Here is a 15,572-nt window from a genome sequence, read left to right as displayed (position 1 = left end):
TAGTATTCTATTTCTTAATATAAAATGCTAAAAATGAAATGAAAAAAGTGCGATTCCTACCGTTTTAAATTAAAATACTTTCTAAAATAAAATTTTTAAGAGGAAAATTTACGGATTGTTGCCCACTATTATCTTCATTTTTTCGCCGAGGTATTTGTGTTTTTAATTATTTTAATCCATAAGGATGGAATGTTATTTTTTTAAAGTTTCTTTTGACTTTATATCGTAGTATTTCTCTATTTCTGTATTTATTTTGTGCTATTTTTGAAGTTTAAATTTAAAGGAACACATGAATACGAATCTAATCGCACTTACACAAATTGCTCAAAAGTCTGAGCGTAATATAGTAGGATTGATGTCTGGGACCTCACTTGATGGATTAGATGTAGCTTATTGTAAAATTGCGGGTCATGGGACAAATTCGAAAGTAAGATTGGTACATTTTGAGACTATTCCTTACGCTGAGGATGTTAAAAGTGAAATTCGAAAGGTATTTGCCCAAAAAACAATTGACTTTCAACAGCTCGCTGTGTTGCATGAATATGTTGGGATACTTCATGGCACCATGGTGTTACAATGCTTGTCTAAATGGCAAGTAGCGACTTCTGAAGTTGACCTTATTGCCTCTCACGGGCAAACTGTTTTTCATGCCCCTAAAGCGATGCATGGTTTGACCAAATTTCCAAATGCCACCTTGCAAATCGGAGATGGGGATCATGTAGCGGTTACAACAAATTGCATTACGGTATCCGATTTTCGTCAAAAGCATCTTGCCGTTGGAGGAGAAGGGGCGCCTTTGGCTGTTTATGGTGATTACTTTTTGTTTAGTACAACGGCAGAAAATAGAATTTTGCTAAATATTGGGGGGATTTCAAATTTTACTTTTTTACCTGATTCAGGCCATTTTGATGCTGTTTTTGTTACAGATACGGGAACAGGAAACACTTTGATGGATGCCTTCACCCGATTGCATTTTCCAGATTTAGCGTATGATAAAGATGCTGCTCTCGCAAAGTCTGGAAAAATTAACATTCCATTGCTACAGGCTTTAAAATCTCATCCTTTTTTTGAGACTCCTTTTCCGAAAAGTACTGGGCCAGAGCTGTTTCCTCTTGACTATCTGTATGCGTGTCTTGAAGCTACAGCTAATACCACTCTAGCTGTTGAAGATGTTTTAGCTACACTCAACAGGTTTACCGCAGAAACGATAGCGGATGCCATTATAAAAGTAAGCAACGAAAATTTTTGTACTCCAGAAAATCTTATAATTTATGTTTCCGGTGGAGGGGTGCATAATTCACTGTTAATGGAGCATTTGGAGGCATTGCTTTTGTTTCCGGTAAAAACTACTGAAGAATTAGGAATTGACAGCGATGCAAAAGAAGCCCTTCTTTTCGCACTCTTAGCTAATGAAACTATTGTTGGAAACAACACTACAGAGAGGGTGAATCCTCATATTCCTTATGCCTCATTCGGTAAAATATCATTTCCAAAGTAAGCTCATTCCATAGACTTTATAACAACAAAAAGTCCTGAACGATCGTTCAGGACTTTTGTGGCTTACGGTTATTTAGGATTGGCCGTATATTTTTTGGTATAAATGATGGTATTTTTCTAATACTACTTTACGTTTTAATTTAAGCGTGGGGGTCAATTGTCCGCCATCAATAGACCATATATCGGGTGTTAATTCAAATCGTTTTATTTTTTCCCAATTTCCAAATTTTGCATTCAGGCGGTCCACTTCTTCTTGAATTCTAGCGATAACTTTTGGATGAGAAACAATCTCTTCATTCGTTTTTCCTACTTCAATATCGTGCAGTTTTTCCCATTCTTTGATGAATTCAAAGCTAGGCTGAATAAAAGCAGCTGGCATCTTTTCGCCATCACCAATCACCATAATTTGCTCAATAAAACGAGATTGTTTCATGGTGTTTTCTATCATCTGAGGTGCAATATATTTTCCACCTGAAGTTTTAAACATTTCTTTTTTTCGGTCTGTAATTTTCAAGAACCCCTCTGCGTCTATATTTCCAATATCTCCAGTATGAAAGTAGCCATCTGATAGCACTTCTGCTGTTTTTTCAGGGTCTTTGTAGTATCCCATCATCACATTAGGGCCTTTGCAAAGTATTTCTCCATCTTCGGCAATTTTCACTTCTACGTTTTGGATGACTCTACCAACAGTTCCTACTTTGAAGCCTTTGTTTCTCATGTCGTTAACTGAAATTACAGGCGAAGTTTCGGTTAAGCCGTAGCCTTCCATCACTGGAATTTCGGCAGCAGCAAATATTCGAGATAAGCGGGGTTGTAAGGCAGCACTACCCGATACCATTAAATCTAAATTACCCCCTAAGCCTTCTTTCCATTTACTGAAAATTAATTTGCGAGCAATTTTTAATTGAAATTCATACCAAAAACCATTCGCTCCATAAGGCGCATAATGTAATCCAAGATTGATAGCCCAGAAAAACAAAGCTTTTTTTACTCCGGTTAATTCAGCTCCCTTAGCATAGATTTTATCGTATACTTTTTCTAATAAGCGCGGAACAGCTGTGATTACGTTAGGGCGTACCTCTTTAAGATTGTCACTGATTTTTTCGATAGATTCTCCAAAATAAACTGAAACACCACAATATTGGTACAAATACAAAATCATGCGTTCAAAAATATGGCAGATGGGTAAGAAGCTCAAAGCGGTATTTTTTCCAGCTTCAAAGGGTACTCGTGGGGCACTATTCAGTACATCAGAAACAATATTTTGATGCGAAAGCATCACCCCTTTCGGTTTTCCTGTGGTTCCAGAAGTGTAAATTATAGTTGCAAGATCCGATTCCTTAACGCTAGATTTGCATTGTTCCACTTCATCTTGGTTGCTAGCGTCAATTCCCAAATCTAGTAATTTAGTCCAATTTTGGCATCCTTCAATTTCATTAAAAGCATAGACTTCCTTCAACCCAGGCACATTGGCTTGTATGTTTTTTAGTTTTGTGTACACTTCTACATCCGATACAAAACAATATTTAGACTCTGAATGATTCAATATGTATTCATAATCTTCTTCTGCGATGGTGGGATAAATCGGTACAGTTTGCGCTCCAATCTGAAGAGCACCAATATCCATGATATGCCATTCAGTTCTGTTATTAGAAGATATAATGGCAATTTTGTCATTTTTTTGAATTCCCATTCGAAGTAATGCTCTTGATATGGCATTCGATTTCGCGATATATTCTTCTGTAGAGGTTTTAATCCAAACTCCATTTCGCTTGGTAACCAAGGCATCAGGAATTGAGTTGAATTTTTCTAATTGATAGTAAGGAAAATCAAAAAGACGTGTGATATTTACCATTAGTAATAAATTGAATTTGGTGCAAATTAAATAAAAAATGTTTATACTTTCAGAATTTTAAAAACTAATTATCACTCTGAATACTAATTAGTTGTTATTCAGCGAAATCGATTTCATGTAGTTGGTATTTTTGTCTGTTTAAACACATTTTTTATTTTTTTTTATCAAAAAATCTTAAACAAACGATTTTCAGAGAGTTGGCTTTTGCCTTTTCAACTCCTCCTTGGTAAATTCTTTGGAGCGTTCGCCAGCAATAAACATTTTCATTTTATTGAAATGAATCCTAAACTATTGGTACGTCCATTCTACCTCCTTGGTAGCCTTCGCTTTTTTGTACCAAAACGAATAGGCTGCGCTATCAAATCCTTCTTTAAAAATTGGAATTCCAGATTCAGAACATTCTATATCCCAAACAATCGGTTCTTTTACCGAATCCTCATTTTGTATTATTCCCGTTCCATCGGTATTAAGAACCGTTATGGGGTCCACTTGTTTTTACACCGAATAAAGTCTCGTAATAGGGTAATTGATAATGGTAGTAATGTAATGTTCGGTGTTTTTATTCTTGATTTTTGTCGTTTTAATTTAAGCAAAAGTCGTGCTTGCACTAATCAAAAGTGCCATAAGCCATAAAGATTGTTTTTTCATAAGTAGGTTAGTTTAGTTATTAGGGTAGATTTTGAGCAAGGGGCGTGCTTGGATTAATGTATTATTTTTTTAGTATTTGTAAGGAGCAGCAACAAAAGGTATTCTTATTGTCACAGGTCCCGCTGTTCGTTTTATCTTTCCCGCCGAACCCCGTCGGCAAAGGATGCCACTGCCATCGGGGCTATGAGGAATTATGGTTTCTTTTTTGTTGTCATTATCATTTCAACTTTTGATAAAAAAAGCTCATTCCTAGTAGAATGAGCTTTTTACAGAAAGTAAAAAATGTTTATTGTTTTTCAATCCATTTTCTAGCGTTTACAAAAGCTTCTAACCAAGGTGAAACTTCATCTTTTTGCCCGTTGTCTGGGTAATGTGCCCAGTTCCAAGGGAAAATAGAACGCTCAATATGCGGCATCATCACCAAGTGACGACCAGTAGTATCACACATCATGGCAGTATTGTAATCCGAACCATTTGGGTTAGAAGGATAGCCTTGGTAACCATATTTTGCAACGATGTTATAATTCGCTTCTTGTTCTGGTAAATGGAATTTTCCTTCGCCGTGCGACACCCAAACTCCCAATGTAGCACCTTCTAAGCTAGAAAGCATTACCGAGTTGTTTTTTTGCACTTTTACAGAGGTAAAGATACTCTCGTGTTTGTTCGAAGTATTGTGGTGCATTTTTCCGTGAACTTTGTGTTCTGGATTGATTAATTCTAATTCCATCCACAACTGACAACCGTTGCAAATCCCCACAGATAAAGTGTCTTCGCGTTTGAAGAAATTTTTCAAAGCCGTATTGGCTTTTTCGTTGTACAAGAAAGCACCTGCCCAACCTTTGGCAGAGCCTAAAACATCCGAGTTAGAGAAACCACCCACAGCACCAATAAACTGAATGTCTTCCAGCGTCTCACGACCTGAAATTAAATCGGTCATGTGTACATCTTTCACATCAAAACCAGCCAAGAACATAGCGTTGGCCATTTCACGCTCGGAATTACTTCCTTTTTCACGGATAATGGCTGCTTTTGGCTTCTCGACTGCGCTCGAAGTGACACCGACTGCGCTCGAAATGACAGCTGCTTTACCTGTAAAGTGTGCTGGGAATTGATAGTCTAACGGTTGGTTTTTGTAGTTCGCATAACGTGCTTCAGCCATTCCGTTACGAGATTGCTTAGCGTCTAATAAATAAGACGTTTTAAACCAAGTATCTCTTGTTTCATTTACATTAAAAGTAAACGTATCTGCATTGTTTTTGATGGTCACCAAATCTCCTTCGGTAACGGTTCCAATTTTGAAAATTTCAATATTTTGAGCGGCAAAAAGGGCTTCAATGGCTGCATCGGCTTGGAAAACCACAGCAATGTTTTCATTGAATAATGTTTTTACGGTATCGGCTTCGCCAAGAACGCTCAAGTCATACGTAGCACCTAAGTCTACTTGGGCAAACGAAAGCTCTAACAAAGTAGTAATCAAACCACCGCTACCTACGTCGTGACCCGCTTTAATTTGGCGGTTTTTGATAGCGTCTTGTAAGGTATTGAAAGCGGTTTTAAAATAAGCTGCATCGGTAATGCTTGGCACATCAGTTCCTACTTTGTTCAAAATTTGAGCAAACGAAGAACCTCCCAATTTGAAACTATCTTGAGATAAGTTTAAATAGTAAATGCTGCCACCATTGCGTTGTAAAACAGGTTCTACAACTTTGGTGATATTGGTACAATTTCCTGCTGCCGAAATAATCACTGTTCCTGGTGCTATTACTTCGTCGTTAGGATATTTTTGTTTCATAGAAAGTGAATCTTTACCCGTTGGGATATTGATTCCTAATTCGATAGCAAAATCAGAACACGCTTGCACTGCTTCGTACAAACGAGCATCTTCGCCTTCGTTTTTACAAGCCCACATCCAGTTGGCCGATAAAGAAACCGATTGTAAACCGTCTTTTAAAGGAGCCCAAACGATATTAGATAGAGCTTCTGCAATAGCGGTTCTTGTTCCCGCTACAGGGTCAATTAACGAAGCTACTGGCGAGTGACCTACAGTGGTAGCAATTCCTTCTTTGCCTTTAAAATCTAGAGCCATCACTCCAACATTGTTTAAAGGTAATTGCAACGGACCAGCACATTGTTGTTTGGCTACGCGACCTCCCACACAACGGTCTACTTTATTCGTTAACCAGTCTTTACAAGCAACCGCTTCTAATTGCAGTACTTGACTAAGATAGTTCGGGATATTTTCAGTAGTATAATTAAGTTCCGAGTAATTTACGGCTACTTTTTTGTCGGTCATTACGGTTTTTGGAGAGCTTCCAAAGAAATCTTCCAAAGCATAATCCATAGGTTTCAAACCAGTTGATTTGGATTCGAATGTAAAACGATGATCGTTTGTCACGTCACCCACTTGGTACATTGGAGAGCGTTCTCTATCGGCAATGCGTTGTAAGGTGTCCATATCCTTTTCACCAATCACCAATCCCATACGTTCTTGCGATTCGTTACCAATGATTTCCTTAGCAGAAAGCGTTGGGTCACCTACTGGAAGTTTATCCAAATCAATCAAACCACCTGTTTCTTCCACCAATTCCGAAAGACAGTTGAGGTGTCCACCCGCACCGTGGTCGTGAATAGATACGATAGGGTTGTGGTCACTTTCTACTAGTCCACGAATGGCATTTGCAGCACGTTTTTGCATTTCAGGATTAGAACGTTGTACGGCGTTCAACTCAATTCCTGAGCCAAAAGCACCTGTATCAGCTGAAGAAACCGCAGCACCACCCATTCCAATTCTATAGTTTTCTCCACCCAAAATAACGATTTTATCGCCAGCGGTAGGTTTCTTTTTTATCGCTTGATCTAATTTTCCGTAACCAATGCCACCCGCCTGCATGATTACTTTATCGTAACCCACTTTGCGGTTGTTTTCTTCGTGTTCGAAAGTCAAAACAGAACCTGTAATCAACGGTTGTCCAAATTTATTTCCAAAATCAGAAGCTCCATTGGATGCTTTAATCAAAATATCCATTGGTGTTTGGTACAACCAAGGTCTTTCGGCCATTCCTTTTTCCCAAGGTCTGTCATCCTGAGCGGAGTCGAAGGAGGTTAAACGAGAATAGGAAGTCATATAAACCGCTGTTCCTGCTAATGGCAACGAACCTTGTCCACCTGCCAAACGGTCGCGAATTTCTCCACCTGAACCTGTTGCAGCTCCGTTGAAAGGCTCCACAGTAGTAGGGAAGTTGTGGGTTTCTGCTTTTAAGGAAAGTACGGATTCAAATTCTTTTTCTTCGTAAAAATCAGGCTTGTCAGCACTTTTTGGTGCAAATTGTGTCACTTTTGGTCCTTTTACAAAAGCCACATTATCTTTATAGGCAGAAACAATATCGTTTGGATTCGTTTCTGACGTTTTCTTAATTAATTTGAAAAGGGAAGTCGGTTTTTCTTCGCCATCAATTACAAAAGTTCCGTTGAAAATTTTGTGACGACAGTGCTCTGAATTGGCTTGCGAGAACGCAAAAATCTCAGAGTCAGTTAATTTTCTACCTAATTTAGTGGCTAAATCAGAAAGATACTCCACTTCTTCTGGGCTTAATGCTAATCCTTCGGATTGATTATACGCTTCAATATCATCGATTTCTAAAATAGGTTCCGGTTGGATATTAATGGTGAAAATATCTTGGTTGAGTTCGCTAAATTTTTGCGAAAGCATTGGGTCAAAATCCGAAAAATCTTCGGTAACACGTTGAAATTCCTCGATTCTGATGATACCAGAAATTCCCATATTTTGAGTGATTTCTACTGCATTGGTACTCCAAGGCGTAATCATAGTGGCGCGAGGACCAACAAAAAAATCCGACAAAACGGATTTTTCTATTTTAGAGGCATCAGCAAATAGCCAGTTGAGTTTTGAGATGTCTTGAGCCGACATTTCGACTTCGCTCAATGTGTTCTGCGTGTGTACGGCAAAAACAGTGTTACTTTGGTTTTCAAAGAAATGAATCATTGTTGTAGGGTTTGTTGTATTGCGGTGCAAATTTAGTTAATTAAGCCCTAAAAAAAAAGCGGCAATTGCTGCCGCTTCAAATAAAATTATCTTATCGTTATCTAATTTACAATTAGCTTTTTGGTTGTTGATTTTCCTTCTTTTGTGACTTTTACCAAATAAATTCCTTTTTGAAGATTACTTACAGAAGCATTAGGTGTGTTGTTGTACTCTTTTTCAAAAACTTTTTGTCCCAAAACTGAAAATATGGCAACGTCATGTTTGTCGGTAGCATTTTCAAAATTGATTTTTACTGTTCCGTTAGAAGGATTAGGGTAAATGGCAAAGCTATTTTTTTCTAATTCATCTACCGAAAGTACTGTGTTACAGCTCCAAGATAGGTCATCAAATAATACTCTATTTGAAGTTGTATTGTTTCCGGTTATACTGATGATTACATCTCCAGTTACATTAATACCTGAAATTGTTGTTGTAGTAGCAGTAGCGCTGTAAGGTATCGTTCCTACTTCGGTGCCATTTACATTGAGTTTAAATGTCCCAGAAGTCCCTGTGTAAATTAGTTTGGTTGTAACTGTCAAATCTTTTATTCCATTGGTTACTGAAGATGAAGTAAGAGAACCGTTTCTAATGATTATTGCTCTATTATTTAAAGGTTGGTCGGTTCTTGCATCAGTTGCTGTCCAAGTAATTCCGCCATTTGTCCAAGTTCTTATGGCATAAGAAGTTGCATTAGCAGGCATGTTTTCGAAATTTTCAGAGGCACAAGTAGTGGTTCCTGCGGCAGGCGCTTTCGTAGTTCCAGTTACAGAAGTACTCGCCACAGAAGAATTTCTGTCAGCATCTCTAGCGATTACATAAAAGGTATAAGTTGTCTCAGCTGCTAAACCAGTGATAGTTGTGGTTACCCCAGTTACGGAAGTTTTTAAGGTACCATTTACATATGCATCATAGCCTGTAACTCCCACATTGTCTGTTGCAGCAGTCCAGGTTAAAGTTGCTGTATTGGTTGTAGTTTCGGTTACCACTAGATTGGTTGGAGCAGTTGGTGCTTCAGTATCAACGGTACCTGCTTTCCAAATTTCGGTTACATAGGTTGGATTATCAATAAATGGATTTCTATTGTTTTGTCGGGCATAAATGGCGTTGTTTCTCGCGATTTCCCTTGCGCTTACGGGATCTTGATTGTGCCAAGCTAATAATTGATTTAAAAAAGCAGTGGTAAAAACTTGATTGCTGGTATTGTTGAACATTGCATAGTTGTAACTTGCTACTGTATTTTCATATCGAGTAGCAAAATAAAAGTACATTCTAGCAATATCTCCTTTAAATTCATCGATGGGTTCAAAAACTAGTCCGCTATAGCCTACTGTTGTGCTTGTTCCCAGTTTGCTTCCATTTAAGGTAGTTTGTGAAGGCGTTACAACCACAGAATGCGGATAATTAGAACGTATTCCGTTAACTTTTCCATCGGTTGGGGTAATAAAATGCGCATCAGAAACCATTGGTGAAAGTTCATTAAAAACCGATTGCGGTATAATGTGTTCTCTGTTGTAACAATCACCTTCGTTAGTATAATTACCACATCTTTGAGTGGCTGCAATGCTGTAGTTGTAAGGGTCTGTTCCAGCAGGATTCTCAGAATACATATCTAAAACAGAACCGTCATTTTCAAAAAAATTATCAATATCAGAAGTTTGATAGGTGACATATAACCCTGCATAATCAACAACAGTATGGTCTTTAATAATGTTGTACAATTGGGTTTTTAGCGTGTAGCCTGTTCCTGTTGCGGTTGTGTAGTATCCAGCTGGAGCTTGGGCAAAACTTGCTGAAAATAGTACTAAAAAAAGTAGAGAGTAGATTTGTTTCATAATGTGAAATTTGATTAAAAAATTCCAACAAACTTAATTCACATCTTTAGCTACTATGTAATCAAATCATTAAATAAATGCTATTTTTCTTATTGAAGGTTTTTTGCTATTTTATTTTTTCGGGAATGCTTTATTTTGGTAAGCGCCCATATCAGGTGGCAAGGTTCTGCTTATTCCTAAAATGTCCAATGGAATTAAATAACTCGAATTTCCTTTGGCGAATGCCGCAGACGTATTGTCAATATTGAGTTGGTTTTGATTTACTTTGAAAAATTTAGGGTCTTTGTTTAAAATAATCCCGCTGTAGTGTGTGGCATCCGTTTCAAATTGGTATAAAGGATCCTTGGTAAATGAATTACTGTTATTATTGAATTTCAACAAACAATGATTGAATTGATAATTGAAAACCGAAGTAGCTTTTTTATACAACAGCATTTCATTGGAATAAGAACCGTAAATGATACAGTTATTGAAAGTGGCATGTGTCAAATCTTTAGACTCAGGAACGGCGCCTGTGATAAAGTTGCTGACCATAACTGCGACTTGTGAAGAACTGTTCCAATTGTTATTGAAAGTAGAATGGGTAAAATGATAGTCTCCCCCATACAGACAAGCCAAACTCGCTACACCTGCATTGTTTATTACTACATTTTCGCCTACGATTTTGCCTGTTTGAGCCAGAATGCCGTAGTTGCTAGAATTATAAATTTGAGTATTTTTAAGTTGTACAGTCGTTCCATCGTTATTTTGAATCAAAAGTCCGATGCTTGCATTTTTTAAAGTCAAATGGTTGATGCGGTTATTGGTGCTTCCGTTGGTCAGCCATAACGCTCCCCATTGTCCTGCAACATCCGAAAATCCGGGCTCTAAACGATCTCCTTCAAAAATGACTTCATTTTCTAAAGCTTTTGTGGTCGAGGTGGTTCCGTTGATTTGAATACTTCCTTGATTGGCTACCATCAATCCAGAATTGGCGTGAAAATGTACCCGAGCACCTGCATCAAAAACAGCTGTTTTTCCCGAAGGAACTGCCGCATAACCATAAATTACATAGGGTTTTGTTTTGGTGAAATGCAACTCATTTCCGTTGATTGGGTCATTTTCGTCCAAATAAAAACCTTCGATTTTTTCGCTTCCAATCGGTAGGGTTTCGGTCGTGCCATCTGCGAATCGCTGTGGATAAAGAAAAATAGCATCTTGTATTAAAGTAACCAATTCAACCGTTTGCAAATTGGCACCACTATCAAATTGAATTTTATCGGTGTACAAAAAATCAGTAGGGTTGGCATCAGCGATATTTGCTGTAGTTTCGATAAAAATATACAAGCTGTCTTTGGCTAGCAACGTAATGTCTTTGAAAATTTCACCTGCTGTTCCTTGCTGTCCGTCTACAGTCATTCGGTATTTCGAATTGAGTCCTTTTTCGAATTGAATAATCGGAATATTGATGTCGTTTTTACTTTTATTGTAGACTTTTAGTTGGTACGTACTCGAACCAATATTGGTAAAAACCGTGTCCAAATACACCGTATCCTTAGAAAATTTCAAATCGCCTGTACTGGCTACCGTTTCAAAATCAGCTCGGCAAGAACCCAGTAGCACTATAATTCCAAGAATAAAAACGGTAGTAATGGAACGCATTTCTTATTTTTTTTGGTAAAAATAACGATTAATTAGCATATGTCTTTGCAAATCCTACAAATTTGATGGTGATGGCTGTTGCGTTTAAATGGAGTCAATTATACTAAAAAACAGTGATCCGTTTGTACTGACCAATTAGTTCGCTTATTTTTACGGGAAATATACTGATAATGGAAATAGACAAAGAAAAAATGCTCCAATTTTGCAATGACTTTTCGAAGAATACGTTGATGGAGACCTTAAATATAGAATACATTGATGCTGGTGAAGGTTTTTTGGTAGCCAAAATGCCAGTCAATTCCACAGTACATCAGCCTATGGGATTATTGCACGGCGGTGCTTCAGTGGCTTTGGCTGAAAGTGTAGGGAGTGCGGCTTCCCACTTTTTTATCAACCCAGCAGCACAAGAAGTTCGCGGTATTGAGATTTCTGCCAATCACCTAAAAAGCATACGTGAGGGCGTTGTTTTCGGCACTGCCAAAATTATTCATAAAGGTAAAACCGTACATTTATGGGAAATTAGAATTACTGATGAATCGGGGAATTTGATATCTTTATGTAAATTAACTAATATGGTTTTGCTAAAAAAGGCTTAATTATTTACAAACACTAAAACAGTGGTATATGATTGATTTTTTTATAAAAGTTCAGCAGCAAATTGCTTTAAACTTACCTTTTGTGATGTATCACAAACCACATAAAAGTAAGATAATTGGTTTTTTTCAAAAAAATGACCACTTGTTTTTTGTAGATGATTTTAAAGAAAGAGGGTTTGTTTTTTCACCTTTCAATGGGAATCAGATGATTTTGATTCCACTCAGGGAGTCTGTTAAATGGGAAACGATTGTGCCAACCGTTGAGTTTGAAGAAACAAAAGGTACTTCTTCAGATGAAAATCAGGAATCGAAAAATCATTTTTTAGTACTAATTGAAAAAGGAGTCGAAACGATTAAAAAAGGAGTTTTTGATAAAGTGGTTTTGTCTCGACAAGAAGAGGTAAATGTCTCTAATTTTGATGTTGTGACAACTTTCGAAAAGTTAATTGCTTTGTACCCTACTGCTTTCACGTATTGTTGGTTTCATCCCAAAATAGGACTATGGATGGGCGCTACACCCGAACGATTGTTGAAAGCAAACAAATCTAAGTTTTACACCACTGCTTTGGCTGGAACGCAAATTTTTGACCCCAAAAAACGAACAGCAGTTTGGGGAAGTAAGGAACAAAAAGAGCAACAATATGTTACGGATTCTATTTTAGATAGTCTTACAAATTATACTTCTGAGATTGTACTTTCGAGCCCTTACACAGTTCAAGCAGGAAAGTTGCTACATATCAACACAGATATCGAAGGCGTGCTAAAACGAAGTTCGAGTTTAAAAGAAGTGGTCTCAGTTTTGCATCCAACTCCCGCCGTTTGCGGATTACCTAAGCAGCAAGCCAAAGATTTTATTTTGGCTAATGAAGGCTATGACCGTAGTTATTATACCGGTTTTTTAGGTGAGTTAAATGTAAAAGGAGATTATTTGAATAAACCAAAATCTCATTTATTTGTAAATTTGCGTTGTATGCAAATTAAGAAAAGTGAAGACAAATCCGATACAGCAAAAGCTTATTTATATATGGGTTGCGGCATTACTTTAGAAAGTATTCCAGAGAAAGAATGGGAGGAAAGTGTCAACAAATCGATGACGATGAAAAGGGTTTTGGGTTAATTGGAAGGACTTTGGCTTATCTTTTAATTTAAATAAATAATAAATGACGACATTAAAAAAAGGAGATCAAGCCCCTGCATTTTCAGGGGTAGATCAAGAAGGAAAAACACATCAATTGGTTGATTATGCGGGAAAAAAATTAGTGGTTTTTTTCTACCCAAAAGCCAATACTCCGGGTTGTACTGCTGAAGCGTGTGATTTGAGAGATAATTTTGCAAAATTTGAAGCACAGAATTATGCGCTATTGGGCGTAAGTGCAGATAGTGCCAAAGCGCAAGCGAAATTCAAAGACAAATATGAATTTCCATTTCCCTTATTGGCAGATGAGGACAAATCAGTAATTGAAGCTTTTGGTGTTTGGGGACCCAAAAAATTTATGGGAAAAGAGTATGATGGGATACACAGGACTACTTTTATTATTGATGAAAAGGGGTTTATTGAAGAAGTGATTACAGATGTAAAAACAAAAGTGCATGCTTCGCAGGTATTAAAAATGTAGGGTATCTTTCAAATTGTAAAAAAGGAGTTTTCTCGCTGTTTGTAGTAGTGTAATTCCTTTTTCAATTTGCTATGACGCCTTTGTAAAAGGTGTAAATTCTATTTAGTGATTGTAGTACTAAAGGCTGTTTTTTAACAGCCTATTTTTTTGTCAAAATTGAGCTATCGAAAAATGATTTACCCTTTTCTTATTGTGTTTTGATTTGTTATGAAAAACGAAACATTTTAATTTGCTATACTTGCTGTCGGAGGTGCTTTTTTTAGTTCTTGCTTCTTATTTTGGGTGGTGCTTTGTTTTTTAATTGTTTTTCAAGTATTTGGATTTGAGTGTGTTTGCTCTTAACGTTTGTTTAATGTAGGATAGTTGACGTAAAAATACGTAAGTTATTTATTATGACTAATTTATTAATATTTACTCGTAATTAAGAGTATTATTGGTATTGTATTGTTAAAAATGTTAAATGTTCGTCGTATTTATATTTTGTTCATGATTCTACAGCTTTTAAAAGGGACAACTTTGTAAATTTAGGATTGTAAATACGAATGATTTTAGGTATTAAAAGTAAGTTTTCTTAGCTTTTACACTTGAGTTCCGTTTTGAAAAACATTTTTTCTTGTTTTTTTGAACTAAAAGACTATTAATTTTCTACTTAATAGTTTTATTTCTTTTCCCCCTGGTTTAATTGATTATTAATATTCGCGTAAGATGGAGAACAAAAAAGAAATAAATAGCGTTCAGTGTTTTTTAACTAATTCTAGTTATTATTCTAGAATTATTGAAGTGACCAATGATGACCCTAAAACTGCTATTACTAGGAAAAAGCTTGTGAATGAAATTGGGGTGCTTGAAAAGTCTGTTGCTAACTTGCAAAATGAGAAAGATCGATTGAATCTTAGACTACTCCATGAACAAAAAATTTTAAAAAAATCTAATCAAGTATTTCAGAATGATATTCATAATGGGCTTGAAGAAATAATGTTTATCGTTTCTCATAAAATTCGAGTACCATTAACGAATATTCTTGGACTGAGTAATTTACTAACCATTAATGCTAATTCAGATCAGGAAAATTTAGAATTGATTGATTTAATCAAGAAGTCCGCTACAGATTTGGATTTTTTCACAAAAGAATTGGCCTTATATATTAAAGAATTAGACGATAAAAGAGAACAGAATTCGCATCAATAACAAATGTAATCAAGTGTGTATGGATAACTAACTAACTTACTTAACTCCCCAACTATTATGAAAACTCTTATTTTGCTATTAGCAGGCGTGATGGCATTTGCACAAGGTGATAAGGAAAATTATATTTCATTTTCAGGTGCATTGGATGCGAAGAATTTGGTTTCAGGAAGTGAACCTACTGACAATAAAAGTGGTTTTGATTATTTGATTCAATTTGGCATGGTTTCTAGGAATTTCGAGATTAATATTGGTTATGAGCGTTTTTCAATGATACAGTTTAGTAAAAGTACTATTGGTTTTGGATATCACATACCGCTCTATGTTAGATTTGCTGGTATGACTATCAAATCTACAATTATTCCTTCTATAGAGCCTACGTTGATCAATAGATGGGGGACTTGGGGAGGCGGCATTTCTTTTAAGCAGAAAAGTGCTCATATATCAGCTGGTGCTAATTTAGCCTATCGTATCCATCTTTCAGACTCAATCGCCGTAGAGTATTTATTTAACGTTTTGCCAAGAGTTGATATCAACACGATGTATGGTAACTCTAATTGGAAAGACAGAAAAAGTACTGGGGGAATTCCGATTGTAGGTAGTAACTATTTTAAATTGATTTACAAAATAGGAAGATAACAAGCAGAGCAAATTATAAAT

The 15,572-nt window shown here is 36.6% G+C and carries 11 protein-coding genes; 6 read left to right on the top strand and 5 right to left on the bottom strand.

All coding sequences use genetic code 11. From position 1 onward, the window contains the following. Positions 1 to 289 precede the first annotated feature (289 nt). Positions 290 to 1,498, top strand: a complete 1,209-nt coding sequence (locus ACSVH7_RS05560) for an anhydro-N-acetylmuramic acid kinase (protein WP_438065700.1) — start codon at positions 290 to 292, stop codon at positions 1,496 to 1,498. Between the two features lie 72 nt (positions 1,499 to 1,570). On the opposite strand, the gene ACSVH7_RS05555 is transcribed toward ACSVH7_RS05560, so the two are convergent. From ACSVH7_RS05555 to ACSVH7_RS05535, 5 genes are all read right to left on the bottom strand, one after another. Further along, the gene (locus ACSVH7_RS05555; protein ID WP_438065699.1) at positions 1,571 to 3,352 is read right to left on the bottom strand and encodes an AMP-dependent synthetase/ligase; all 1,782 of its coding nucleotides are present in this window, start codon (positions 3,350 to 3,352) and stop codon (positions 1,571 to 1,573) included. A gap of 288 nt (positions 3,353 to 3,640) precedes the next feature. Continuing rightward, a complete protein-coding gene (locus ACSVH7_RS05550) occupies positions 3,641 to 3,841 on the bottom strand; it encodes a hypothetical protein (RefSeq protein WP_438065698.1) in 201 nt (66 codons plus the stop codon). A gap of 445 nt (positions 3,842 to 4,286) precedes the next feature. Further along, a complete protein-coding gene (purL, locus tag ACSVH7_RS05545; RefSeq protein ID WP_438065697.1) occupies positions 4,287 to 8,003 on the bottom strand; it encodes a phosphoribosylformylglycinamidine synthase in 3,717 nt (1,238 codons plus the stop codon). Between the two features lie 101 nt (positions 8,004 to 8,104). Then, a complete protein-coding gene (locus ACSVH7_RS05540) occupies positions 8,105 to 9,874 on the bottom strand; it encodes an endonuclease (protein ID WP_438065696.1) in 1,770 nt (589 codons plus the stop codon). A 111-nt stretch (positions 9,875 to 9,985) separates the two neighbouring features. Continuing rightward, the gene (locus tag ACSVH7_RS05535) at positions 9,986 to 11,515 is read right to left on the bottom strand and encodes a hypothetical protein (RefSeq protein WP_438065695.1); all 1,530 of its coding nucleotides are present in this window, start codon (positions 11,513 to 11,515) and stop codon (positions 9,986 to 9,988) included. A gap of 170 nt (positions 11,516 to 11,685) precedes the next feature. On the opposite strand from ACSVH7_RS05535, the gene ACSVH7_RS05530 reads away from it, so the two are divergent. The 5 genes from ACSVH7_RS05530 to ACSVH7_RS05510 all read left to right on the top strand — a co-directional run bounded on the left by ACSVH7_RS05530 (position 11,686) and on the right by ACSVH7_RS05510 (position 15,551). Further along, complete coding sequence (locus ACSVH7_RS05530; RefSeq protein ID WP_438065694.1) at positions 11,686 to 12,111, top strand: PaaI family thioesterase; 426 nt, start codon at positions 11,686 to 11,688, stop codon at positions 12,109 to 12,111. A 28-nt stretch (positions 12,112 to 12,139) separates the two neighbouring features. Continuing rightward, the gene (locus ACSVH7_RS05525; RefSeq protein ID WP_438065693.1) at positions 12,140 to 13,228 is read left to right on the top strand and encodes an isochorismate synthase; all 1,089 of its coding nucleotides are present in this window, start codon (positions 12,140 to 12,142) and stop codon (positions 13,226 to 13,228) included. 43 nt (positions 13,229 to 13,271) lie between these two features. Next, positions 13,272 to 13,727, top strand: a complete 456-nt coding sequence (bcp, locus tag ACSVH7_RS05520) for a thioredoxin-dependent thiol peroxidase (RefSeq protein WP_438065692.1) — start codon at positions 13,272 to 13,274, stop codon at positions 13,725 to 13,727. Positions 13,728 to 14,432: 705 nt separating this feature from the next. After that, complete coding sequence (locus ACSVH7_RS05515; RefSeq protein WP_438065691.1) at positions 14,433 to 14,915, top strand: hypothetical protein; 483 nt, start codon at positions 14,433 to 14,435, stop codon at positions 14,913 to 14,915. 57 nt (positions 14,916 to 14,972) lie between these two features. Beyond that, the gene (locus ACSVH7_RS05510; RefSeq protein WP_438065690.1) at positions 14,973 to 15,551 is read left to right on the top strand and encodes a hypothetical protein; all 579 of its coding nucleotides are present in this window, start codon (positions 14,973 to 14,975) and stop codon (positions 15,549 to 15,551) included. The last annotated feature ends 21 nt before the right edge of the window (positions 15,552 to 15,572 follow it).

The sequence above is a fragment of the Flavobacterium sp. TSSA_36 genome (assembly GCF_051547165.1).
Classification (GTDB): domain Bacteria; phylum Bacteroidota; class Bacteroidia; order Flavobacteriales; family Flavobacteriaceae; genus Flavobacterium.
Note: the sequence above shows the minus strand (reverse complement) of the source record. Positions and strands in the feature narration are given on the sequence as shown.